The sequence below is a fragment of the Dermatophilus congolensis genome, from assembly GCF_900187045.1.
GTDB classification, from domain to species: Bacteria; Actinomycetota; Actinomycetes; order Actinomycetales; family Dermatophilaceae; genus Dermatophilus; species Dermatophilus congolensis.
The window spans coordinates 1,169,827-1,193,706 of sequence record NZ_LT906453.1 but is presented as its reverse complement, the minus strand read 5'-3'; the positions used below and the strand labels follow the sequence as shown (position 1 = coordinate 1,193,706).

Below are 23,880 nucleotides of genomic sequence, written 5' to 3'. Positions count from 1 at the left end.
CATCCCCTTCCCATACACACCATCCCTCACTCCACACCAAACTCAAGAACCGGCTCCACACCACAAACACGCAGCACACTCACCTCCACCTCAGGGAACTGCTCCCCCACCCACCCAGTAACCTCCTCAGCCAGCTGCTCCTGCCCTGCCCCGGCCAACACAGCCACCGACTCAGGATCACGCCCCTGAGACTGCACAGCCAACAACAACCTCGCCACCACCGTCTGCGCCACACTCACCACATCTCCAACTGAAACCACCTCTGCCCCAACCACACCAAAGAAATCACCACGGCTCATCTCACACCCCACCTCAGCAAACCCCCAACAACTCCACCGCACCGACCCCACCGCGATATCCCGCACCCCACGAGCCAAACGCGCTGCCTCCTGCACCGGCTCCGCACCCCCATCAAAAAGCGACACCGCTGTCAACACAGCCACCACTGACTCGCACCTGGCCACCACCACGTGCAAGCGCAAATCCCTCGCCTCCTGCGCGAATTTCTCTACAACCTCCCACCAACGGGCATCAGCCACCATCAGCAAAACAACATCACCATCAGCCCTGATGACAGCTTTCTTTAACTGCGAGAAAGCCACACGGGGCTCAACCCATGCTGGGGTCGGCTCTATCGCAATCACACCCCAACGAGACAGCTCATCAGCTGCTCCTTCTCCGGCACCCACGGCAATAAGCGTTAAGCCACTGCTCCTTACGTACTCAGGCCCAGCCGGAACATCTACCGATTCCACCTGCTCACCTGCCGGAAGTGCCTCCACCTGCACATCCCGTGGCAATCCCGCCTGATAAGCAGCCTCAATCACCGCCCCCGGATCAACGGTGTGTACATGCACCGTCACCAACTCTTGCACCCCATCAACTTCAGAGGTACCTGCAACGACAACGCTCTGCCCCAGCTGCTCCAACACCTGAGCCAGCGCATGCACTTTCAGCGCGCACACCTGACGGAGTCGATAAACCACCTCGTATTCCAGGCGGTCCACCGATGCTGCTGAACACGCAGCCTCCGAAAGAGCTGTCCGCTGTTCCTTACTGACGGTTTTTTCCGCGGACTCTCGCTGATGCACCACTTCACTCAACGCACGCAATAGCACGAGCATCCCTGCCCCGCCGGCATCGACCACTGCCGCCCGTGCCAACACTTCTAACTGCTCGGTTGTATCTGCTAAGGCATCTTCAGCAGCCACCACCGCAGCGTCTACGACTTCAACGAGCTCTTTACCTGCAGATGCTGCTCTCATCGCCGCAGCCGAGGCTGCATCCGCCACCGACAGGATCGTTCCCTGCACCGGGTGTGGAACACCTTCACGAGCTTTGTTTGCGGCCGTGCGCAGCGCCTGGGCCAACTGGCTAGCTCGCACACACCCTCTCCCTTCTGTGAGAGGGATCTGCGCTATTTCTTCAGCCATTCCCACCATCAACTGACTGAGAATTACTCCCGAATTACCTCTTGCGGCCATTAATGCTTCACGCGCAGCGTTTTCGAGAATCATTCCCAAATTGCCGGATGAATTTTCATCACCCCCAACCTTGAGCGCACTCGAAAGCGTCAAAAACAAATTCGAACCCGTATCTCCATCAGGAACAGGAAAAACATTCAGAGCGTTAAGCTCCTCCACCGCGGCCTCCAGTCGCACCAATGCAGTGGCCCCCCAGCGCATAAAAGCCAGTTCATCAAGTGTTTCTAATGGCACAGCAACGCACTTCACCGCACTGACCTCCCGCGACCGTGGAATCACCGACACCCATCCTCACACGCGCCACCCCAAGAACCGCTCTCACGCTCACCGGCACTGTGAAACACAAAACATTCGACACTCATTTGGGCCCCCCGCCGCTATTCGTTAGCATTGATCTGCTCGACCGCCAGTCGCGTTTTGCATCAAGGTTCAAACGGACAAACGTGTAAAACACGTAAATGTCTCGGCCATGAATTACCGATCACGTCACGCCTACACGTTCAGTGTCAGATCCGTCACGGCAAAACCGAACCCGCAAACACTAGACGGTCTTCACGAATCCATATACATCGATTAATCAGGAGTGTCCCGTGGCTGCCAACTGCGAGATCTGCGGCAAGACCCCGAAGTTCGGGAAGAGCGTCTCTCACTCGCACCGGCGCACCAACCGCGCCTGGATCCCCAACATCCAGCGTGTACGCGCCCTGGTCGGCCCTAGCGGCAAGACCTCCAAACGCCTCAACGTATGCACCTCATGCATCAAAGCTGGCAAAGTTACCCGCTGACCTCTCCAGCACCCCACAAGGCCGCCACCCCACACCCGGGTGACGGCCTTTTTGAACACTCACATGAACTATCGAGCGAAATGATCCCACGTCACAACATCAGAACACTGACCATCAACAGTGACGCGGCCACGCGCCAAAGGGGAAATAGGTAACACCTCACCCACCACGCGCCACCCTGGCGGCACCACTGCCCCATCAGAAAACGTCGCCAGCAGCGAATGCTCCTCACCTCCACCAAGCACACACTCCACCGCCCGCTGCTGCCCCACAACCGGAACAAGACGCTCAACAAACGGCTCCAGCAACTCCCCGGACAAAGCCACCTCCACACCACTAGCCGAAGCAACCCTGCCAGCATCAATCACCAAACCATCGGAAACATCAATCATCGATGTCGCTCCCACACGCGCAGCAACCGGGCCCTGCTCCAACGGAGGCTTGGGGCAAACATGCATCTGAACACATTCGGAGGTGCGCTCAGAAACAACACCACCACGCCCCTGTCGCCCCAGCACATCCAACCCAGCACCTGAACACCCCAAAGACCCAGCCACCGCCACTACATCTCCCGCACGAGCACCACTGCGCAACACAGGAGAACGCCCCTGCGCATCACCAAATGCCGTCACCGACAAGGTGACCACGCCCGCCGGAGCCGACGACAAATCCCCACCCACAACCACCGCCCCAGCAGCAGCCGCCGCATCAGCCAATCCACGTGCTGACTCCACTGCCCACCCCACAGTCGTAGCCGGATCCGCAACCAAAGTCACAAGCAGCGCCCGCGTCACCCCACCCATCGCCGCGATATCAGCTAAATTCTGCGCCGCACACTTTGCCCCAACCTCATACGGCGAACTCCACTCATCCAACCAGTCACACCCACGCACCATCGTGTCCGTCGTCACCAACGCCCCACCATCACTTGTCCGCACCCACGCCGTGTCATCACCCACCCCCAGCGACACAAAAGACCGATCAACCCCGCCTGCCTCATACACAGGAAACACAAGACCCAACAACTCAGCCTCAGAAACAGAACTCAGAGGCTGCGAGAATAAAGACGAATCAGCCACAAAAACTCCTAGCACAACACCCAAAAACCCGAACCTACACCTGCCCAAAGGAGGACGATGCCAACACCTCGCCTCCCCAAACGCGCCCTGCCCATTCTCGCCCTCGCCGGTGGGCTGCTCAGCATCGCCCTCGGCTCCACCGCCGCCCTACTCATATCCATTACCCAACACACCCCCATCGACGTCGCCGCCGCACCCCGCGCACACGAAAAGCTCTGTACCACCGTCACCCAAAACTGGCCCCACGACATATCCGGCCACCCACGCATCCCCACCACCTCAGACCCGCAAGGATCCGCAGCCTGGGGAAAACCCGCAATCATCGCCCGATGCGGCATCACCTCACCGGGGCCAACCACAGACGAATGCATCGACGTCAACGGCGTGGACTGGATCATTCGACACCTCGACGATGGCATGCAGTTCATCAGCTACGGTAGGTCCCCCGCCGTCGAAGTACTCGTACCCAAAAAATACGCCCCTGAACCACTCGTCCTGTCAGCCTTCGCCCCATCAGTGCAGAAAATCCCCCAAACCAAAGGCAAATGCATGTAAGCGCGATCAATGCTCGATAAGCCCCTGACGCCGAGCAGCCGCAACCGCAGCCGTACGACTCTTGACCCCAAGCTTGTCGTAAATATGCGCTAAGTGCGTCTTCACCGTCGCCTTAGACAAAAACAAAGCCGCCGCAATCGCATCATTGCCCGCCCCCTCAGCCACCAACCCCAAAACCTCTCTCTCCCGCACCGACAGCTGAGCAGTAGGCTTAGCCATCCGCGCCACCAACCTGCGCTGCACCGTTGGCCCCAACGTGACTTCACCAGCAGCCGCCGCCCGAATCGCTGCCGTCAGCTCCTCTGTCGGTGAGTCCTTCAACAAATACCCCGTCGCCCCTGCCTCAATCGCAGCAAGAATCTCCCCATCGGTGTCATACGTCGTAAGAACCAAAACTGGCGGCGCACCCCCAGCAACCAACTGCGCCGTGGCCTGCGCGCCATTCATCCGCCCCTGCCCAAACCGCAAATCCACCAACAACACATCAGCGACCCCACCACCACGCACCCACGCACCCACGCAACCAACTCCTCAGCTGTCGCAAAATCCGCCACCACACGCATATCCGGCTGCGAATCCACCAACACACGCAACCCCGCCCGCACAATCGGGTGATCATCAGTCAGCACTACCTGAACGCAGCGAGCCTGCGCATCCACACGTGCCTCACTCACCGCGCCGCTCACTTTCTGCCCCCGCAACAGGAATCCTCACCACCACAGCCGTGCCCCCATCTGGACTGCTCTCAACATCCGAGGTGCCATGCAACTCACGCACCCGCGAAGCAATTCCACACAACCCAAACCCTCCCGCGCTACGCGGCGGATCAGCCGGATCAAAACCACGACCATCATCAACTACATCCAGCGCAACCTGCTCATCCTCATACGAAAGCGTCACAACCACACACGAGGCCTGCGCATGCTGACGCACATTAGCTAACGCCGACTGCGCAATACGCAACAATGCAGACTCCACCGCCAACGGCAACTCAACCGCCACCCCATCGACCGCAAAACGCCCCTGCAATGGTGGCGGCAACGCCTCAACCTGTCGCCGCAACGCCGCAACCAGCCCACCGGCATCCAAATCACCCGGAGCAAGACCACGAACAAAACGACGCGCCTCCTCCAAGCTTGACCGCGCAGTCTGCGCTGCCCGCTCCACGAACTCTCCACCAGCAACCGACGAATCCGCCGACTGGGCAGCACGCAACAACAAATCAATCGACACGAACCCCTGCGCCAACGTGTCATGAATCTCACGCGCCAACCGCTCCCGCTCCGCAGCAACTGCCCGCTCGCGCTCCGCATGCGCCAAATGCTCACGCGCAACAGCAAGCTCTTGCACCATGCGTGCCCGCACCTCCCCCTCTCGAGCCAACGCCTCCAACCCCACCACAACCCCAATCGCCAACGCTGCCCCAAGAACCGGCCCCACAACACCCCCCAACGAGCCAGGCCCAACCGTGCCTTCACACACCTGCAGCGCAATCGTCAAACCTGCCGTCACCACGACCGCCCCACCACCAACAAACGGCCCAAGAACATGCATCTGCACCAACATCAGCGCAAAAGAAAGCCACAGCGCAGCAGGTGTCACCAGCGTGAACAGCACCCACGAAACCACCAGGGCCACCACCCAAGCGATCTCCCAAAAATCCCCACCACGACGATCCAGACGAGAGACATCCACGCTGCGAAACCGCAAACGCCCACCGGCGTACACACCCAAAACCAGCAACGCCGCACCCACCAGCAGCCACACCTGAGCGCCACGCCTCACACCAATCGAAAACCCCACCACCGTGAGCGCCACGACCAGCAAATCCAACCCAACCAGTAACTCCCGCGCTACTGGCGGGAAAGAGCGGTGATGCACCCCTTCACCATAACCGGCACCTTTTCGCAAAAAACCGAACCGACATCAGCCAAAAGGATGACCCAACTCCACTCCCCCGGCCGATGTGTCGAACATCACCAATAGCCGAACCTGAATACATACCCGCTGCAACTCGCACGGACCCTATCCCCCATCAGGAGCCCATCATGCCTTTGCTCGTCCCAGCCATCGTCCTCATCACGGGCGCCCTGATCGCCTACACCATCGGTGTCTGGGCAGAACGCCGCGCCGGAGTCCTGCGCCCTTGGCACGCCGCCATGTTTGCACTCGGGCTCACCTTCGACGCCTCAGGAACATTCCTCATGGGGCGCATCGCAGCCTCCGGCGCAACACTGGCCACCACCGGCGCTGCCAGCGTCCTTACTCAACTTATGCAGGTCACCGGTGCAGCTGCCCTCGTCCTCATGGCCATCCATCTTCTATGGGCTGTCGTCGTCTTGATTCGCCGCGATCACAGGGCGCAAGTGACTTTCCACCGATTCAGCGTGGGCGTCTGGGCTGTATGGCTTGTGCCTTACTTCACTGGCATGGCAGCCGCGATGATGAAGAACTAACCACCTCCACCCGAATGAACCGCTCGTGCCGCGTCCACCTCATCAACACAGTGGATCGGCACGAGCGGTTCATTGGTGTTTCAGCGCAAACCAGCTCGACGTTCCAGCGCGAGCTCAATCAAATCTGTGATCAGGTCGGAGTACTCCAACCCCGTCGCCGCCCACATGCTCGGGAACATTGAGAACGGCGTGAAACCTGGCAACGTATTGATCTCGTTAATGATGAGTTCACCATCAGGTGTGAAGAAGAAATCGCACCGCGCTAGCCCTTCACACTCCACCGCATCAAACGCATGCACAGCCAGCTCACGCAACCGCGCGGTGACATCTTCCGGCAGCTTTGCCGGGCATGAAAGCGTCACATCCGACTCAGACAAGTACTTAGCCTCAAAGTCATAGAAATCATGGTCAGCAACGACGATTTCACCAGGCATGCTTGCCCGGCTGGGCTCTAATCCATGGCCGGACAAGACACCACATTCAATTTCCCGACCCACGATGCCTTGTTCAACAACCACCTTCGGATCATGCTCGCGCGCAGCCTCAATGGCCTCCCGCAATCCTTCAGGGGCATCAACCTTCGTAATCCCGAAACTGCTACCAGCCCGCGCAGGCTTGACAAACATAGGGAATTTCAACCCTTGCAGCGATTCAAGCGCCGCCTGGGCATCGATACGCCACGCCTTATCTGTGATGACGCGATAGGGCCCCACAGGTAGCCCCGCCGCTTCAAAAGCGACCTTCATCCAATGCTTGTCCATCATCATGGCACTGGCCAGCACACCGCAGCCCACGTACCGCATCTCGGCAAGCTCAAACAATCCCTGGATTGTGCCGTCCTCACCAAAAGGACCATGCAGCAGCGGCAGAACCACATCAATATCGCCAAGGGACTGCAGACCGCCACCCTTGCGGTCTGCCACCTCAATAACCGTGCTCGAATGAGCCTCCAGCGAGAAACTGACATAGGAATCTGCGTCAGTAACCTCAGGCAGCTCCTGCCCACCCAACTTCAATGCTTCAGGGTCGTCAGGCATACGCACCCACCGACCATCGCGAGTAATCCCAATCGGCACTACATCAAACCGGTCGCGGTCGATCGCCCCAAGAACACCACCAGCGGTGACACACGAAATCGAATGCTCACTGGAACGGCCACCAAAAACGATGGCAACACGAATACGTCCATCGCGACCAGATCCGGTACGCGAGGAAAGAGGACGGGGGGGCGAGGGAAAAGTGCCATCGGTGCTCATCAGCCGCACTTTACCTACGAGGACGTCCCCCTGCCCGACCCACGAGACAAACACCCCAGCACATCTGATTCACGAGCGACGTAGCTGTTCTGGCTTCTCGGTTTTACGCACCCGCGACATAAGAACATCACCCATCAACTGCGGACGCTGACCATCATGAACAACCGCCACCACGGCCTCCGTAATCGGCATCTCCACCCCAAGTTGGGCACCCAGATGCAAAATCGACAGGCTCGATGCCACACCCTCAGCAGTCTGTCCTGTTTTCTCCACCACTTCATCAAGACTCATCCCCTGCCCCAGCCCCACACCAACACGGTGGTTACGGGACAACGGCGACATACAGGTAGCAATAAGGTCCCCCACCCCAGCTAGTCCTGAGAACGTGGCCGCCTCAGCCCCCAGCGCCATCCCCAATCGCACAGTCTCGGCCAAGCCACGCGTCACGATGGTGGCTTTTGTGTTGTCTCCTAGCCCCATGCCCTCTGCTACACCAACAGCTACCGCGATGACGTTCTTCGTGGCACCGCCTAGTTCCACCCCCACAATGTCCTCATCGGTGTAGGGTCGAAAAAACGGGGTTGCACATGCATCTGCCACCATTTCTGCAGTCGCTGCGCTGACAGAAGCAACCACGCTCGCCGATGGCTGACGCGCCGCTATCTCTCCAGCCAAGTTTGGCCCTGAAACGACAGCAATCCGCTCAGCTTCAAAACCGCCTACCTGTGAAATCACCTGACTCATTCGCAGGCCTGTGCCTCGTTCGATGCCTTTCATCAGCGACACCAACACAGCATCAGAGGGAACCAGATTGCTCCATTGGGTCATCGTTGTCCGCATTTTCTGCGACGGCAACGCCACGACCACAATCTCTGCCCCATCCAGCGCCTCAGCTGGATCAGTGGTCGCCACGATGGAAGGAGCAAGCTTGATGCCAGGCAGATAGTCCGAGTTTTCGTGTGCGGTGTTGATTCGCTCAACCTGCTCAGCCCTGCGCCCCCATAGACGCACCTGAGCTCCCGTATCCGCAACGATTGTGGCAAACGCGGTGCCCCAGCTACCCGACCCGAGAACGGCTACCGTGTCCACGACGTGCTCCTTCTACCCTGATTCCGCTGTACCTGACGCATGAGAAACAGCGGCTGGCCTCAGAACACCGGAGAACCCCACCGCTGGAGGAAAACACAGCCACCGCCCGGTACACCATAGTTGGCCGCAGCTGCTCTTCGGCTCCGAAAGACCTCAACCACGGCCTCCACAGACAGCCGCCCAAACATGGGGGTGCCCTTGTTCTGCCCATACGGGAAGAACAAGGGCACCCCCATAAGCCTGATCCATACACGTCCACCAGAGCACCTGCAGGCTCTGGAAGGGAGGGGACGCTTCAAGGCCTTACTCAGGCGTTTTTGCCGGCCTTCCGCTTTGCCTTGTTCGCGCGGATGGTGGCCTCGGCGCGAGAACGCACCTCGGCGGCCGTGCCAGCAGCGGCACGGGCTGCAGCCGGGCCTGACTTCGGCAAGGTCTCCGGTTCGGCGACATACATCTTGAAAGCGGTGCCGGGCCGGAACTTCGGCACAGCAGTGGATTCGATACGCACGGATTCACCCGTACGCGGGTTGCGGCCAGTACGAGCAGCGCGGTCCACTCGCTCGAACGTGCCGAAGCCGGTGATTCCCACCTTGCCGCCCGCCGCAACCTCTCGGATAATTACGTCGAAGACAGCCTCGATGGCATCTGCTGCCGCCTTCTTCCCTCCGATTCGATGCTCAAGGGCATCAACCAGATCAGCCTTGTTCACTCTTGTTCTCTCCCTCCAGAGAAGACCGGTTCGATCCCTCGAACCGAGGGCGTAGCCACACAAATGCCGCAGCGGTAGTCCCGCCATGGCATGCATGTCACGTCCTAGCTCCTACATCTGCTGACGCAGGCTGTGTCATTCGGTGTGTTTCACCGGTCCCGCATATCTGCCGGACCCGGCTCCCTATCGGCACGAGTTGGCCTGACAGACAGAGGATTCAAGGAACGGCTGTATACAAGGGGGAACGGAAACAAGCACGTCGCAGGCTTTTTCGGCCGCTACGCCTCAACACGAACGTTGCTTTTTATGCTGCGCAACGCTTTTGGTTTGCCCATCGTGTTACGGAGTGGGCGCCTCCCAGGTGCGCGCGAGCTGCACGAGTCGGGTTATACGGCTAGCGATCTCCTCACGTCCTTCACCTGGCTGGGTCGCGAGACCGAGTGCGAGCGCGGTCATGGGCGCGCCGGGACGAGAGGGACCGTGTGCCACGTCACTGATAAGACCCAGAGCAGGTTGAGCGATGTCGTTCAGAAGGTCTGGATCGACGTTGAGCTCATGGCATACGGCTTCGAGCCATAGGTGCATGATGCGCATTTTTTCTGCTTCGGATGCGGGGGGTTTACCGGCTTTATCTCCCGAGCAGTTGCGACCATCGTGATCGGCCACGGTCGTCCTCCGTTGTTGACCTGCTGGTGGTCTTTACTTCTCTACCTTTACACAGGGCGTGTCGCCGAGGACAACAAGGGTTTCCTGACAGCGGGATAGGCCAGGTCCGGGGCGGGAAAGCAGTCTGCTTGAGTCTTACGTAGACACAAGGATTGGATGCTTTGCTCGTTCTTGTGGGGTGTGTTGTGTGGTGCATGTAACAGTCATTCGCGCTGTGAAGTAGGTGGTAGGCCATGCAGGTTTGCTTGGGAATATCCCGATCGCGAGCGGTGAATTTTCAGGGTATTTGCGGATCTGAACCGGTCTGCGGGGGTTGGGATTCGGCGACGATGACCCTAAGTTCCATGAAGGCTCAAATTATGGAGGCCTTGCGTCTCATGCGGTGAGACGGCAAGATGCATACATGGAATCTTCGAGCGGTGTGGGAGTTCTCGATAAAGCAGCCATCGTGTTGAGCGCTCTAGAAGGTGGACCTGCGACTCTGGCGCAACTAGTGGCAACAACGAAATTGGCGCGCCCAACGGCGCACCGAATTGCGGTTGCGCTAGAGCATCACCGTCTGGTGGCGCGGGACATGCAAGGACGTTTCATTCTGGGGCCGCGTTTGGCGGAGTTGGCTTCTGCTGCGGGAGAAGATCGACTGCTAGCTGCTGCGGGAGCAGTACTGGCCGCATTACGTGACCACACTCACGAAAGCGCCCAGCTATTCCGACGACAAGGTGACATGCGAATCTGCGTAGCAGCAGCAGATCGGCCTATGGGGCTAAGGGATTCGATTCCGGTTGGGGCAACGCTAAGCATGCAGGCTGGCTCTGCCGCGCAAGTTCTCCTGGCCTGGGAAGAGCCCGATCGACTGCACCGAGGTTTACAGGGAGCAGCTTTTACGGCAACCACTCTCTCGGGTGTGCGCCGCCGTGGTTGGGCTCAGAGCGTTGGGGAAAGGGAGGCGGGAGTTGCCTCTATTTCTGCGCCAGTGCGTAACCCTTCTGGCCGAGTTATTGCGGCAGTGTCTATTTCCGGGCCGATCGAGCGGCTATCTCGCCAGCCAGGGCGTCTCCACGCCGCTACAGTGGTGGCTGGTGCCAACAAACTTACCGAGGTTCTTCAACGGGCTCACAACGCCCAGATGCACGCAGCTGAGAATGCGCAGCGAAGCGAAAACTGATTCCTGCAGGGTGACGGCCCCCACTGATCACGGTTGTTGAATGCGCCGAGCTTGTGGGTGCCGCCCCGGCGGGCTTAGGTTGGGATCGGTTCATAGCTGGAGGGGAGCTGTGGCCCCCAGTCAAGTTTCAGGAAGGCATGGCCTGAGATGCACCATGTGTGCCCTCAGGTCTTTTTTATGCCCGCTTTAAGGGCGAAGGGAAAGGAAAGAGGACGATGGGGTCCGTCGATTTTCAGACGCTGGCCAGCGATATCTTGCGCCTGGTCGGCGGCGGGGAAAACCTCGTAAGTTATACGCACTGCGCCACGCGGCTGCGTTTGAATTTGTCCGACGAGTCGAAAGCTGACACGGCGGCAATTAAAGAGCTAGATGGCGTTATTGCTGTCCGGCATCCGAATGGTCAGTACCAGATCGTCATCGGCAATGAAGTGCCTGAGCTGTTTGCGCAGTTCGCGGCACTGGTGGGAGATGACGCGGCCGCCGTCGCTGTTGACGAGCGCCGTGGCGGTCCTCTAGCCCGGTTTATTGCGTTGTTCAGTGCTGTGATGCAGCCGATTGTGTGGGCGTTGACTGGTCTTGGCATGGTCAAGGCAGTTTTGTCTGCGCTGAGCATGTTCGAAATTATCAAGACTGAAAGCCCTACCTACGCAATTCTTTCGGCAGGTGCCGATGGGATGTTTTACTTCCTGCCTGTCTTTTTGGCGCTTGCGGCATCGAAGTGGCTCAAGACAGACATGGTTACCTCTGTTGCTATTGCGGTTGCTTTGCTTCACCCGAGCATTGCTTCGCTGGCAGAGGCAGGAACATCCGTGTCCTTCTTTGGGCTGCCTGTCGTGATGTTGACATACGCGAACTCTTTCGTCCCGATTTTCTTGGCCATGTGGCTGCAGTCCTACATGGAGCGAGGGCTAAATAAGGTCCTGCCGGATGCAGTGCGTGACGTGGTTCGCCCCATGATTGTCATCACAGTCATGGTGCCGTTGGTTCTTATCACCATGGGCCCGGCAACGGTGCATGCTTCGAACCTGCTGACTGACCTCATCACCGGATTCTTTGGCGATATGCCGTGGCTAGCTGGGCTCATTTTGGGTGGCTTGTGGGAGCTGTTCGTCATCTTCGGGCTGCACTGGGGCTTCATCCTGCACATCACTAATGAGCTCGCTTCTGGTAGTGGACACACACTGGTTACTGGCCCGCTGGTGGCATCTGTGGTTGCCCAGTCTGCTGCGACGTTGGCCGTCGTATTCCGTAGCCGAAGCAACAAGCGGCGTGGTGTGGCCGTCCCGGCTGCGCTTTCTGGTCTGTTCGCAGGTGTGACTGAGCCTGCCGTTTACGGTGTGAACTTGCCGCTGCGCAGGCCGTTCTACTTTGGTCTGCTTGGTGGAGCGATCGGTGGCGCTATTGCCGCTAGTGGCGGTAGCGGGTCGAGTTCATTTGCTGTTCCTTCGCTGCTGGGGCTGACAGAATTCACTGAAGTTGGCGATTTCACACTTGAACTCGCCGGTACGGCGGTAGCTGCGGTTATTGCGTTTGTCCTTACTTTGGTCTTCGCTCCGCGGGAACGACGCGATGAGAAGTCTTCGGATCAGTCATTTGAAACAACGCCTATCCGTCTACCCGGCGCAGGGCCTGTTACCGGCTCTAACCCGATTGTGAGCAAGGTGGTGACTTCGAGCGAAGACACCTCAACTTCGGCTATCCCGATGACTGCATCTTCTGCGATTCCGCTAGCGATGGCCGCAGCTGACGAAGGAGCCGTGGAGATCCGCTGCCCTGTTCGGGGTCGCGCGATTCCGCTTTCTGAGGTGACTGATCCAGTTGTGGCAGCTGGTCTTCTCGGTAAGGGTGTGGCGATCGCTCCAGAAGAGGGTCGCGTGTGCGCGCCGGTCAGTGGCGAACTCGTGACTGGGGCTGACAGCGACCACGCGTATGGAATCCGCACCGCAGAAGGCGTGGAGGTGCTCGTGCACGTGGGCATCAACACCGTCGAGCTGCGCGGAGAGCACTTCTACCGTGTTGTTGCTCCAAGCGGGTACGTAGAGGCCGGAGACATTCTTGTGGATGTTGATTTCCCCTCTGTAGAGGCCGCTGGCTACGACAACACGATCATGATGACGATCATGAACACCAACGAGCTGGGTGAAGTGGTTCCGGCCTCACCTGGCCCCAAAGCTGCTGGTGACTTGGTAATGGTCGTGAAACAGAAGTAGCAGTGATGCTGGTGTGACGTACCTAAGCTGGCAGCACAACGGCCATCTTGGAAGAGCCTCAAAGCGCATGCAGAGATTCTTTCGAGATGGCCGTTGTTGTATCCGTCTGCTTGGTCTTTGTGGCCTTGGCTGTGGTGGGGCGGGGTTGTCTTGTTCGTCGGACGAGGGTGGGCAGTAGTGGCCCAACTGGCAAAAGGTTGGTGTGGCCTTGCTTACGCTGGCCTCAATACGCACAGATCGGAGAGCTATGTTCAGCAAGGTTCTTGTGGCCAATCGCGGTGAGATCGCGGTTCGCGCATTTCGTGCAGCTACCGAGTTGGGAATCAAGACGGTGGCTGTTTTTCCATACGAGGACCGTGGGTCCGAGCATCGCATGAAGGCTGATGAGGCCTACATGATCGGCGAGGAAGGGCACCCCGTTCGGGCGTACCTGGATGCCAGTGAGATTGTGCGCGTGGCTATCGAGTCCGGCGCTGAGGCGGTGTATCCCGGGTATGGGTTCTTGTCAGAAAACCCGGAGCTGGCGCGCCAGTGTGCGCAGGCAGGTCTGACTTTTGTGGGCCCATCCGCGCAGGTGTTGGACATGACGGGCAACAAAGCCACTGCCATTGAGAACGCGAAGCGGGCAGGGCTGCCTACTTTGCGTAGCACTGAGCCGACCACAGACGTTGATGTGCTGTTGAAGCAGGCCGAAGAGATTGGTTTTCCGATCTTTGTGAAGGCGGTTGCCGGTGGTGGTGGCCGTGGCATGCGTCGTGTCGATTCTGCTGGGTCACTGCGCGAGGCCATTGTGGCGGCCATGCGGGAAGCAGAGTCGGCATTCGGTGACGCGACTGTGTTCCTCGAGGAAGCGGTGATTGATCCCAAGCACATCGAGGTGCAGATTCTGGCGGATGCATCAGGGAACGTGGTGCATCTGTTTGAGCGGGACTGCTCGGTGCAGCGACGCCACCAGAAGGTTGTTGAGATCGCGCCGGCTCCGAACCTGGATCCGAAGGTTCGTGAGGCTATGTGCCAGGATGCGGTGGCGTTCGCTAAGCAGATTGGTTATGTGAACGCTGGCACGGTGGAGTTTTTGGTGGGAGCGGATGGCCGCTATGTGTTCATCGAGATGAATCCGCGGATTCAGGTGGAGCACACGATCACCGAAGAAATCACTGATGTGGATTTGGTGTCGAGTCAGTTGCGAATCGCAGCGGGTGAGACGCTCGAGGACTTGGGGCTGCGTCAGGAAGAGATCCGGGCTCACGGCGCTGCGGTTCAGTGCCGTATTACGACGGAGGATCCGCGTAATGGGTTCCGCCCGGATGTTGGTCGCATCACTACGTATCGCTCTGCAGGTGGTTCTGGGGTGCGCCTGGATGGTGGCACCGCTTTTGTGGGGGCTGAGATTAGTCCTCATTTCGACTCGATGCTTGTGAAGTTGACGTGTCGCGGTCGTGATTTCTCAGCTGCTGTGCATCGGGCGCGGCGCGCGCTAATGGAGTTTCGGGTACGTGGTGTAGCGACGAATATCCCGTTTCTTCAGGCGCTTCTCGATGAGCCAGCTTTCCAGCGGGGCGAGATTTCGACGTCGTATATCGATGCGCACCCTGAATTGTTGTCTTCTCGGGTGTCAGCTGACCGTGGGACACGGTTGTTGACCTACTTGGCTGAGATGACGGTTAATCAGCCGTTTGGGCCGAACACGTCGACTTTTTCGCCGCGAAGTAAGTTGCCTGCGCTGGCGGTGAATGACCCGTTGCCTCGCGGGAGTCGTGATGAGCTGCGCGAGTTGGGGCCGGAGAAGTTTGCAGCGGCGTTGCGTGCGCGCCCGGATGTGCCTGTAACCGATACGACAATGCGTGATGCGCATCAGAGTTTGCTTGCTACGCGTGTTCGTACGCGCGATTTGTTGCATGTGGCGAACCATGTTGCGCGTACAACACCGCAGTTGTTGTCGGTGGAGTGCTGGGGTGGAGCGACCTACGACGTAGCGTTGCGGTTCCTTGTTGAGGATCCGTGGGAGCGGTTGGCCAAGTTGCGTGAGGCCATGCCGAATATGAACCTGCAGATGTTGCTTCGTGGTCGCAACACGGTTGGGTACACGCCGTATCCGACGCGGGTTACTGATGTGTTCGTGGAGCAGGCTGCGGCTACAGGTATCGATATTTTCCGTATTTTCGATGCTCTTAATGACGTGGATCAGATGCGCCCTGCTATTGAGGCAGTCCGAGGCACAGGGACGTCGGTGGCCGAGGTGGCGCTGTGCTACACCGGAAATCTTTTGGATCCGCGAGAGCGTGTTTACACGCTTGATTACTACTTGAAGCTTGCTGCGCGGATCGTCTCGGCAGGTGCGCATGTGCTGGCCATTAAAGACATGGCTGGTTTGCTGCGCGCGCCAGCGGCCGAGAAGCTTGTGAAGGCGCTTCGGAAGAATTTTGATCTTCCGGTGCACCTGCACACCCATGACACGGCAGGTGGCCAGATTGGCACGTTGTTGGCTGCGATTAATGCTGGGGTAGATGCGGTTGATGCTGCTTCTGCCTCGATGGCTGGTACTACAAGCCAACCGTCGATGTCTGCGTTGGTTGCTTCCACCGATGGCACAGATCGTCCCACGGGGCTTTCTCTTGATGCGGTGAATGACCTCGAGCCGTATTGGGAGGCTGTCCGGGAGCTGTATAAGCCGTTCGAGTCAGGATTGCCCGGGCCTACTGGCCGGGTGTACCGGCATGAGATTCCCGGTGGGCAGCTTTCTAACTTGCGGCAGCAGGCTATTGCTCTCGGGCTGGGGCACCGGTTTGAAGAGGTGGAGGACATGTATGCCTCTGCTGACCGGATGCTGGGTCACATTGTGAAGGTGACTCCTTCATCGAAGGTGGTGGGAGATCTGGCTTTGGCGCTAGTTGGGCGCGATGCTAATCCGGCCGAGTTTGAAGAAAATCCGGGCAAGTTTGATATTCCGGATTCGGTGATCGGGTTCTTGTCTGGGGAGCTTGGTAATCCGCCTGCGGGATGGCCAGAGCCTTTCCGTTCTAAGGCTTTGGCAGGGCGCAGCTTCACGCCTGGGGAGGAAACTCTGTCGGCTGAGGATGAGCAGGCCCTTGTTGATGATCCTAAGAACACATTGAACAGGCTTTTGTTCCCCGGCCCAACGAAGGAGTTCCAGGCTCGGCGGGATCGTTATAGCGATCTGTCAGTGTTGTCGACTCGCGAGTTTTGGCATGGCTTGGCGGTGGGTCGTGAGCACGAGGTTGAGATGGAGCCGGGTAAGACTCTGTTGATGACGGTGGAGTCGATCGGTGAGGCTGATGAGCGTGGCTATCGGACATTGATGGCCACGGTGAATGGGCAGATCCGGCCGGTGCGTGTGCGTGATGAAAACGTCAAGGTTGATGTGAAGGTTGCTGAGAAAGCTGATCCTTCTTTGGCTAACCATGTCTCGGCGCCGTTTGCTGGTGTGGTGACGACGTCGGTGGCCGAGGGTGACCGTGTTGAAGCTGGACAGAACGTTGCCACGATTGAGGCAATGAAGATGGAGGCAGGTATCGCTGCTTCGGTCGCCGGGACGGTTGAGCGTCTGGCGATTGGGCAGACGCAAGCGGTGGAGGGTGGGGATCTTCTGCTTGTGATTAAGGAGGACTAAGCAGTTGCCTTAGCTGGTTGGGGGGTTCGCGTATTCGAGTTCCTCAACCAGCTAGGGTGTTTTTGCGGTGACCAGTGGCCGATGAGGTTGTGCCTAAGGATGCGTGTCGTGGCATAAAAAAATAACCCCCGCTCGTGTGAGTGAGGGTTATTTTTTATTTGTAGCCCCGACCGGGTTCGAACCGGCGTTACCGCCTTGAGAGGGCAGCGTGCTAGGCCGCTACACTACGGGGCCATTCGCTTTGCACTGCTGTGCTTGGCGACTTCATGAAGTTTACCTGACTAGGTCGGATGTCCATAATCCGCTGATTGAAGCCTTAGGCTTGAATCAGAAGAACTCTTCTTACTGAAGAACTCTGCGCTGGGGTACCAGGACTCGAACCTAGACTAACTGAACCAGAATCAGTCGTGCTGCCAATTACACCATACCCCAAGGGGTATCAGCCTTCCTGATGGGAGACCCCCTGCTCTAACAAGTAGAGTAGGAACATCCGCTCGGAAGCCCGATCCGAGAAGAAACATTAGCCGGGAATAACGCTGGTCACCAAATCGACCTGTCGACACAGTCACTCAGACTGGCGCCTTAGCTTTGTGTACGGTTTCCGTATGACCGCACCTGACCCAGCCATCCCGGGAGATTTCGTCCGCGACATGATCCATCGCGACCTCGAGAACGCGACATTTAATGGACGGGTACAGACACGGTTCCCCCCTGAACCTAACGGCTACCTCCACATCGGCCACGCCAAAGCCATCACAGTCAACTTCGGTATCGCAGCCGACTTCAACGGCACCTGCAACCTGCGCCTCGACGACACCAACCCCGACACCGAAGAAACCGAATATGTCGAATCCATCATCGAAGACGTGCGCTGGCTCGGATTCGACATCCCCATGCCCCTCAAACACGCTTCGGACTATTTCGGCCAACTCTACGAATGGGCAGAACTACTCGTCACCAAAGGCCTTGCCTACGTAGATGACCAAGACATCGAGACCATCTCCGCCCAGCGAGGCGGCTTCGGCAAACCCGGTATCGAAAGCCCCTTCCGCAACCGTTCCCCAGAAGAAAACCTCGACCTCCTCCGCCGCATGAAAGCTGGCGAATTCCCCGAAAACGCCCGTGTGCTGCGCGCCAAAATCGACATGCAATCTCCGGACATGAGCCTGCGTGACCCGGTCATGTATCGCATTCGAAACGTCGCGCACCACCGCACCGGCACCCAGTGGCATATTTACCCCACCTACGACTGGGCTCACGGACAATCCGATGCCATCGAAGGAGTAACCAACTCCCTGTGCAGCCTGGAGTTTGAAACACACCGCCCCCTATACAACTGGTACCTCTCCCAGTTGCCCATCCCCTACGAGGCGCCCCGGCAGACCGAATTCGCCCGCCTGGAACTGACTCACACCGTCACCAGCAAGCGAAAACTCCGCCAGCTCATCACCGACGGCACCGTCGATGGCTGGGATGACCCACGACTGCCTACCCTGCGTGGCCTACGCCGTCGCGGATACCCAGCCGAAGCGATCCGAGAATTCTGCCAATACATCGGCATCACCAAGGCCAACAGCCGCCACGACATCGAACTGCTTGAGTCGTTCGTACGCAAGCACTTAAACGTCACCAGTCAACGCCGCATGGCGGTCCTGCGCCCCATCAAGGTGGTACTCACCAACTGGCCAACAGACGCTGAAGGCAACCCCGAAGTCGAATACTTCGACGTCGTCAACAACCCAGAAAACCCTGAAGACGGCACCAGGAAAGTCGCTTTCTCGGGTGAGCTCTACATCGAATCCGACGACTTTGCCGAAGTGCCCCCGCCGAAGTTTTTCCGCCTCTCCCCCGGGCGCGAGGTGCGGCTACGCGGCGCATACTTCATCACCGCAACCGAGGTCATCAAAGATGACGATGGCAACGTGATCCAGGTCAACGCGACCTACGACCCAGCCAGCAAGGGTGGCAACTCTCCCGATGGTCGAAAAGTAAAGTCCACGATGCACTGGGTTTCGGCCGCACACGGCACCCCCATCACCGTTGCTCTCTACGAACGCCTTTTCAGCGCCGCAGCCCCCGGCGCCGAAACCGGTGAAGTCATGGATGACCTCAACCCCGCTTCCCGGGAAATCGTCAACGCCATCGCCGAAAGCAGCCTGGCTGATACCCCCGCGGGCGAGGTTGTCCAATTCGAGCGGCTTGGGTACTTCGCACATGACCCACGCGAACCCTTGCTCTTCCACCGCACGGTCGGCCTCAAAGACGAATGGGCCAACATTCAAAAACGCAACGCTTCCAAGAAGAAATAAGAAAATCCCGCCGCGCTCTGGTGAGCGCGGCGGGATTTCACCATGTGAGGTGACTACATCATTTTCACTGGTGAATTAGGTCAATGCCACGAACGTCAACCGAACCGCCCTTGACGTTCTTCAAACCACCCGTGATATCCACTGCGGTGACTTTCTGGCCCTTCACCCAGTCAGGCAACTTCAACCGCACAGTTTTCACTGTGTACTCGCCGTTGACCCTATCGGTCTTCTTGTCCATCAATGCGTAGTGCGTTGCTGGCACATCAGTTTCATAGACCTTGCCGTTATCCAAACGCACTGTCACGTGGATGGCCGTACCTTTTTCCTTATCGGTGCGGCTGCCGGTAGGCATCAAGTGGATAGCTGCATCCGTGACTCCGGTAGCACCGTTCTTTGAGCCCTCCGCAGGAATCGTGAAGCGAGCACCACCCGCGGGAGTCAACTTCACTCGCGTAATGCGCGAGTGGTTGAACAGAACACCCTCATGAATCGATGGGCATGCATCCTTGCCTCGACCAACATCAGGCACGACGTTCGGGTAGTTGCGGCACGTCAAAGCCGTGCCGTTACCAAGCGGCTTAGCAGAGCCATGGGTGCCAGCAAGGTAGGAGTACCGCTGGCCATTCGAAACCATCAACCACTCAGCAGGCTTGCCTGCAAACGTGGCCGGCGGCTGGTCACCTGGCTTGAGCGGGAACTGGTTTGTCTTACCCCGCAACGTGGCATCCAGCCACGCCAGAGAGGCCTCCACCATCATCTTTTCGTGAGCCTTAGCGCCCGGCAGGCTAGGCGATTTATCTTTACGGTCATCGAGCTTACGGCTGCTGAACTCACGGTTGATGTAGTTGTGACCAAAGCCAGGAACCACCGCAGAGATAGCTGCCGTGTTCCGCTTCTGACCGATGTGCTCAGTCATCCACAGCGGCGCCATCAACTCAACGTCGCCATCTTCTGCCCCATGCAGGGAGAAGAAGGGTATGCTGGGGTCAGCTGGCGGCGAGAACTCAAAGTCGTCCCGGCCATCAGAAGGAGCCGCGCCGTAGGTCATCACCGAGCGCAGCGGAGCAACAGACTTAGCCCATGCTTTCTGTGCTGCCGGAACCATTGCACCCGAACGGGAGTGGGCAACCAACGAGGCGTGCGAAGCATCAATGCTGCCCTTCAGGCCCTGACCGAAGATGGAGTTCTTGCCAGCATCCGCAGCAAGCACCTCATCACGGGAGCGTTCCATCACGCGCAGCCATGCTTGTTGCTGGTCGTACTTGTTATCGTTCCTGGAGATGTACACAGGGCTCAAGTCCGGGATCACCACGGCATAGCCCTTTTCAGCCAGCGCCTGCGCCCAGTACGTCATCCCCCGGTCATAGCGCATTTCCGTGGTGCCCTTAGCACAAGGGAACGCGAACTTCTTGTCCGAACATGTTGGGCTACGCAGGTGCCCCATCAGCACCAAGGGAGCCTTCTTCGCGTTAGACGGAGCAACGAAGATGCCCCGCACAGGAGTAATAAATTCCTTCTTGTTCTTTGCCGGGCCAACTTCCAGGTTGCCTAGGTCAAAGTCACGGATAGTGACATTGCCGACCTTCTTAACACTCAGCTGCGCAGGCTTGCGGTTGGGGTCCGTGTGCGGACCATCACCGGTACCTTCATCCCAATCGCCCTGATTGTCCCCTTTAGATCCTTTATCCCCCTTGGATCCTTTGTTTCCGTCGGTTTTCCCCTTGGAGCCGTGGTTTCCGTCGGTCTTGTCTCCATCGGCGACAATGCTGGTCGCAGGAGTGATGGCAGAGGCCGGAATGGCGGTAAACGCTCCACCGGCTATAACTGTGATCGCTGTCAGCGTGAAAGCTGCCGAACGCGCTATGGACTTCATGCCTACAGCATGCGCCGTGGTCACGCGTTGGGTCGAGTTCACTTCAGCGGCAAGAAAAATCTCCGCAGAACGGAACCTGAATGCCCGCATAAACCCCATTGAACAGCAAATTCACCAACATCTACACACGGGCAGCACGCATCAACCTACCCGCTAGATAGGCCCTATTCCTCAGAATTCAACGAGCATGCATCAGGAGAGAACCGCATCCCGTCATACATCCAGAAAACCCGACACAGCGTTCGCCAATAGAGAAAAACAGATGTTCTCAACATATGAGAACTTATCCGAGCAAAGTCGCTACCTCACGCAACGACCCAACCACTCGTACCCCCTCATCACGAACTAGGCGCCCCCATTCCGCATGACGCGGAGCAGGCTTATCCGGGCGCTGCAACCACGCAACCCGCATCCCCGCTCCACGCCCACCAACAACATCCGAACCAAACGTGTCACCAACACACACCGTGTCGACACACGCAACGCCCATCAACCGACACGCCTCATCAAAAACACGCCGATCAGGCTTACCCACACCCAAAGTGTCCGTCGTAACAACACAGCCACGACCAGCCAACCCCGACACTTCCAGCTTCACAGCTGTCTGCTCAGCACCAGAATTCGTCACAAAGCACACCGGCACACCAGCAGCCTCAACAGAGGCAAAAAACTCCTCCACATCATCAAAAACTGTCTGAGACTGCTTAAACGCCAACCGGTACGCAGCCTCGAACTCCTCAAACCCCGAAGTGCCCAGACCAACCTCAGCGCATGCACGTAGATACCTCGACTCCCGCATCAGCGAGAACTCAAGCTCCCCACGCGTATAGGCATCGAAATAGCCCTCAGGATCCTCGTAAAACACATCCGACACCGCTTGCCACACCGGCGGAGCCTGCCCAGGCCAGGCAGCCCCCGCCCCACGACAACACGCCTGACGCATCGCCTGCTGCGTATCCAGCAACGTGTCATCAATGTCGAGAATCAGGGCCCGAACCGGAGCAGACCAATCCACACTGCCGCGCGTCACAACGACGCCCGCAACAACCGCATCCGATTCAGCGCAGACTCTTTACCCAAAATCTCAATCGACTCGAACAGCGGCGGTGACACTTTCTGACCAGAAACAGCCACCCGCACCGGACCAAAAGCGAACTTCGGTTTAATGCCCATTGCCTCAACCACAGCAGAACGCAGTGCCGTCTCAACCCGATCGTGCGTGAACTCCTCATCACAGATCGCCTCAAGAGCAGCAATCGCGGCATCAAGAACCTCCGGAGCGGACTCTTTCAGCTGTGCCCTCGCGTCCTCAGCTACCTCAAGGTCCTCATCAGCGATATAGAACGGACGCACCTGCTGCGCAGCACCCGTCAAATGCACCAAACGCGGCTGAATCAGCTTCGTCACCCCCTCCAACACCTCAAGATCACGCGGCGTCGGCTGCTGACCAATAATCCCCTCAGCCTGCAAGAACGGCAGCAAACGCCCCGTTAACTCAGGCACAGGAAGCGAACGAATATACACACCGTTCAGCCAGTCCAACTTCGTCAAATCGAAAATGGGGCCTACCGGGCTGATCTGCGAAAACTCAAAACGCTCCGTGAAATCCTGGAACGAAAAAACCTCAACCTCATTACCCTCAGCATCACGCGCCGGCGGGTAAGCCAACAGCGCAAGGAAGTTAACCAACGCCTCAGGCAAATATCCCTGCTCTTTAAACCAAGTCAGCCGCGCAGCAGGGTTCTTCCGCTTCGAGATCTTCGACTTATCCGTATTACGCAACAACGGCATGTGCGCAAACGCCGGCGCCTGCAACCCCAACCAGCGGTACAACAACAAATGCTTCGGCGTAGAACTAATCCACTCCTCACCACGCACCACATGCGTGATCCCCATCTCGTGATCATCAACCACCACGGCCATGTGATAGGTGGGGAACCCATCAGCCTTCAAAATGACCTGATCATCCGGACGAGGTGCCTTAACCTCACCACGAATCACATCATCAAAAACCAGCGGAACATCATCAGGAATAAGCATCCGCACGACCGGAGTCTCTGTGAACCCCGGCAACTGCGCACGCTCCTCACGAGTCTTCCCGTAACACAGCCGGTCATATCCCGTGTTCGCCTGCTTCGTTTTGGCCTGCTCATCACGCATCTGCTTCAAACGCTCAGAGCTACACCAGCAGTAATAAGCATGCCCCTGCTCGATCAACCGATCAACATACGGCCGATACGTATCAAGACGCTCCGACTGACGGTACGGCGCATACTGACCGCCCTTGTCTGGCCCTTCACTCCACGTGAACCCCAACCAGTCCAACGTGTCATAAATCTGCTGCTCAGAATCCTCTCGATACCGCGAGCGATCCGTATCCTCGATCCGCAGCACAAAGTCACCACCGTGCTTACGCGCGTGCGCCAGATTAAACAACGCCATGTAGGCGGTACCCACGTGCGGGTCACCCGTCGGGCTCGGAGCCACACGCAGACGAGGAACAACCGGAAGGATTTCAGAGTTCGAAGAATCGTTCGTCATGATGCCCTCAAGTCTAAGCGAGCACACCAAGGCCAGGCAGCGCCGCCCATAGCCAAGAAACCACCCTCATCC

At 58.2% G+C, this 23,880-nt stretch carries 19 protein-coding genes and 2 tRNA genes; 7 read left to right on the top strand and 14 right to left on the bottom strand.

Annotated elements, in window-relative coordinates; all coding sequences use genetic code 11:
* Window positions 1-26: 26 nt before the first annotated feature.
* Window positions 27-1,763: a DAK2 domain-containing protein gene (locus CKV89_RS05070; RefSeq protein ID WP_154657619.1), complete on the bottom strand. Its 1,737-nt coding sequence runs from the start codon at window positions 1,761-1,763 to the stop codon at window positions 27-29.
* 311 nt (window positions 1,764-2,074) lie between these two features.
* Here CKV89_RS05070 and rpmB point away from each other — a divergent pair, with 311 nt between their 5' ends.
* Window positions 2,075-2,269: a 50S ribosomal protein L28 gene (gene rpmB, locus CKV89_RS05065; RefSeq protein ID WP_028327025.1), complete on the top strand. Its 195-nt coding sequence runs from the start codon at window positions 2,075-2,077 to the stop codon at window positions 2,267-2,269.
* 68 nt (window positions 2,270-2,337) lie between these two features.
* Here rpmB and thiL read toward each other — a convergent pair whose 3' ends face one another.
* Window positions 2,338-3,348: a thiamine-phosphate kinase gene (gene thiL, locus CKV89_RS05060; protein ID WP_084440976.1), complete on the bottom strand. Its 1,011-nt coding sequence runs from the start codon at window positions 3,346-3,348 to the stop codon at window positions 2,338-2,340.
* Window positions 3,349-3,405: 57 nt separating this feature from the next.
* Here thiL and CKV89_RS05055 point away from each other — a divergent pair, with 57 nt between their 5' ends.
* Window positions 3,406-3,903 (top strand): DUF3515 family protein, encoded by a 498-nt coding sequence (locus tag CKV89_RS05055; RefSeq protein ID WP_028327027.1) that lies wholly within the window; start codon window positions 3,406-3,408, stop codon window positions 3,901-3,903.
* Between the two features lie 6 nt (window positions 3,904-3,909).
* On the opposite strand, the gene CKV89_RS05050 is transcribed toward CKV89_RS05055, so the two are convergent.
* The 3 genes from CKV89_RS05050 to CKV89_RS05045 are packed head-to-tail and all read right to left on the bottom strand — an operon-like array spanning window position 3,910 to window position 5,784.
* Window positions 3,910-4,422, bottom strand: coding sequence for a LuxR C-terminal-related transcriptional regulator (locus CKV89_RS05050; RefSeq protein WP_456236320.1), 513 nt, complete (start codon window positions 4,420-4,422; stop codon window positions 3,910-3,912).
* Window positions 4,347-4,577, bottom strand: coding sequence for a response regulator (locus tag CKV89_RS12745; RefSeq protein ID WP_324603346.1), 231 nt, complete (start codon window positions 4,575-4,577; stop codon window positions 4,347-4,349). The genes CKV89_RS05050 and CKV89_RS12745 overlap by 76 nt, the downstream gene beginning before the upstream one ends.
* The gene (locus CKV89_RS05045) at window positions 4,570-5,784 is read right to left on the bottom strand and encodes a sensor histidine kinase (protein WP_034400911.1); all 1,215 of its coding nucleotides are present in this window, start codon (window positions 5,782-5,784) and stop codon (window positions 4,570-4,572) included. The genes CKV89_RS12745 and CKV89_RS05045 overlap by 8 nt, the downstream gene beginning before the upstream one ends.
* 167 nt (window positions 5,785-5,951) lie before the next feature.
* Between CKV89_RS05045 and CKV89_RS05040 the strand changes: the two genes are divergently transcribed.
* A complete protein-coding gene (locus CKV89_RS05040) occupies window positions 5,952-6,359 on the top strand; it encodes an HsmA family protein (RefSeq protein ID WP_028327028.1) in 408 nt (135 codons plus the stop codon).
* Between the two features lie 80 nt (window positions 6,360-6,439).
* Here CKV89_RS05040 and CKV89_RS05035 read toward each other — a convergent pair whose 3' ends face one another.
* The 4 genes from CKV89_RS05035 to CKV89_RS05020 all read right to left on the bottom strand — a co-directional run bounded on the left by CKV89_RS05035 (window position 6,440) and on the right by CKV89_RS05020 (window position 10,079).
* Complete coding sequence (locus tag CKV89_RS05035; protein ID WP_084441014.1) at window positions 6,440-7,615, bottom strand: D-alanine--D-alanine ligase family protein; 1,176 nt, start codon at window positions 7,613-7,615, stop codon at window positions 6,440-6,442.
* A 69-nt stretch (window positions 7,616-7,684) separates the two neighbouring features.
* Complete coding sequence (locus tag CKV89_RS05030) at window positions 7,685-8,704, bottom strand: NAD(P)H-dependent glycerol-3-phosphate dehydrogenase (RefSeq protein WP_028327030.1); 1,020 nt, start codon at window positions 8,702-8,704, stop codon at window positions 7,685-7,687.
* Window positions 8,705-9,011: 307 nt separating this feature from the next.
* On the bottom strand, window positions 9,012-9,509 hold the full coding sequence (locus CKV89_RS05025; protein WP_231935457.1) for an HU family DNA-binding protein: 498 nt from the start codon (window positions 9,507-9,509) through the stop codon (window positions 9,012-9,014).
* Window positions 9,510-9,752: 243 nt separating this feature from the next.
* Window positions 9,753-10,079: a DUF6457 domain-containing protein gene (locus CKV89_RS05020; protein ID WP_095068483.1), complete on the bottom strand. Its 327-nt coding sequence runs from the start codon at window positions 10,077-10,079 to the stop codon at window positions 9,753-9,755.
* A 403-nt stretch (window positions 10,080-10,482) separates the two neighbouring features.
* Here CKV89_RS05020 and CKV89_RS05015 point away from each other — a divergent pair, with 403 nt between their 5' ends.
* The 3 genes from CKV89_RS05015 (at window position 10,483) to CKV89_RS05005 (ending at window position 17,085) form a co-directional block, all read left to right on the top strand.
* Entirely contained in the window at window positions 10,483-11,244 is a 762-nt protein-coding gene (locus CKV89_RS05015) for an IclR family transcriptional regulator (RefSeq protein WP_084441015.1), read from the top strand.
* A 215-nt stretch (window positions 11,245-11,459) separates the two neighbouring features.
* A complete protein-coding gene (locus tag CKV89_RS05010; RefSeq protein WP_034400914.1) occupies window positions 11,460-13,454 on the top strand; it encodes a glucose PTS transporter subunit IIA in 1,995 nt (664 codons plus the stop codon).
* A 247-nt stretch (window positions 13,455-13,701) separates the two neighbouring features.
* Window positions 13,702-17,085, top strand: a complete 3,384-nt coding sequence (locus tag CKV89_RS05005) for a pyruvate carboxylase (protein WP_028327033.1) — start codon at window positions 13,702-13,704, stop codon at window positions 17,083-17,085.
* Window positions 17,086-17,246: 161 nt separating this feature from the next.
* Here CKV89_RS05005 and CKV89_RS05000 read toward each other — a convergent pair.
* Together CKV89_RS05000 and CKV89_RS04995 are read right to left on the bottom strand one after the other, a co-directional pair.
* Window positions 17,247-17,319 (bottom strand) — tRNA-Glu (locus CKV89_RS05000).
* Between the two features lie 126 nt (window positions 17,320-17,445).
* A tRNA-Gln gene (locus CKV89_RS04995) sits at window positions 17,446-17,517 on the bottom strand.
* A gap of 173 nt (window positions 17,518-17,690) precedes the next feature.
* Here CKV89_RS04995 and CKV89_RS04990 point away from each other — a divergent pair.
* Complete coding sequence (locus tag CKV89_RS04990; protein ID WP_028327034.1) at window positions 17,691-19,394, top strand: glutamine--tRNA ligase/YqeY domain fusion protein; 1,704 nt, start codon at window positions 17,691-17,693, stop codon at window positions 19,392-19,394.
* A 64-nt stretch (window positions 19,395-19,458) separates the two neighbouring features.
* Here CKV89_RS04990 and CKV89_RS04985 read toward each other — a convergent pair whose 3' ends face one another.
* From CKV89_RS04985 to gltX, 3 genes are all read right to left on the bottom strand, one after another.
* Window positions 19,459-21,357 carry an alpha/beta hydrolase gene (locus tag CKV89_RS04985; protein ID WP_154657620.1) on the bottom strand — a complete coding sequence of 633 codons (1,899 nt, stop codon included), beginning with the start codon at window positions 21,355-21,357 and terminating at the stop codon, window positions 19,459-19,461.
* A gap of 193 nt (window positions 21,358-21,550) precedes the next feature.
* The gene (locus tag CKV89_RS04980) at window positions 21,551-22,297 is read right to left on the bottom strand and encodes an HAD family hydrolase (RefSeq protein WP_084440977.1); all 747 of its coding nucleotides are present in this window, start codon (window positions 22,295-22,297) and stop codon (window positions 21,551-21,553) included.
* Complete coding sequence (gene gltX / locus CKV89_RS04975) at window positions 22,294-23,808, bottom strand: glutamate--tRNA ligase (protein ID WP_028327037.1); 1,515 nt, start codon at window positions 23,806-23,808, stop codon at window positions 22,294-22,296. Before gltX ends, CKV89_RS04980 begins: the two co-directional genes overlap by 4 nt.
* Window positions 23,809-23,880 lie beyond the last annotated feature (72 nt).

Excerpts from the sequence above, each read along its gene's own strand:
- CKV89_RS05035 (WP_084441014.1), bottom strand. The coding sequence starts at position 7,615 with ATGAGCACCGATGGCACTTTTCCCTCGCCCCCCCGTCCTCTTTCCTCG.
- CKV89_RS04985 (WP_154657620.1), bottom strand. The coding sequence starts at position 21,357 with ATGCGGGCATTCAGGTTCCGTTCTGCGGAGATTTTTCTTGCCGCTGAA.
- CKV89_RS05015 (WP_084441015.1), top strand. The coding sequence starts at position 10,483 with ATGGAATCTTCGAGCGGTGTGGGAGTTCTCGATAAAGCAGCCATCGTG.
- CKV89_RS04990 (WP_028327034.1), top strand. The coding sequence starts at position 17,691 with ATGACCGCACCTGACCCAGCCATCCCGGGAGATTTCGTCCGCGACATG.
- gltX (WP_028327037.1), bottom strand. The coding sequence starts at position 23,808 with ATGACGAACGATTCTTCGAACTCTGAAATCCTTCCGGTTGTTCCTCGT.
- CKV89_RS05055 (WP_028327027.1), top strand. The coding sequence starts at position 3,406 with ATGCCAACACCTCGCCTCCCCAAACGCGCCCTGCCCATTCTCGCCCTC.
- CKV89_RS05005 (WP_028327033.1), top strand. The coding sequence starts at position 13,702 with ATGTTCAGCAAGGTTCTTGTGGCCAATCGCGGTGAGATCGCGGTTCGC.
- CKV89_RS05025 (WP_231935457.1), bottom strand. The coding sequence starts at position 9,509 with ATGCATGCCATGGCGGGACTACCGCTGCGGCATTTGTGTGGCTACGCC.
- CKV89_RS05010 (WP_034400914.1), top strand. The coding sequence starts at position 11,460 with ATGGGGTCCGTCGATTTTCAGACGCTGGCCAGCGATATCTTGCGCCTG.
- CKV89_RS05040 (WP_028327028.1), top strand. The coding sequence starts at position 5,952 with ATGCCTTTGCTCGTCCCAGCCATCGTCCTCATCACGGGCGCCCTGATC.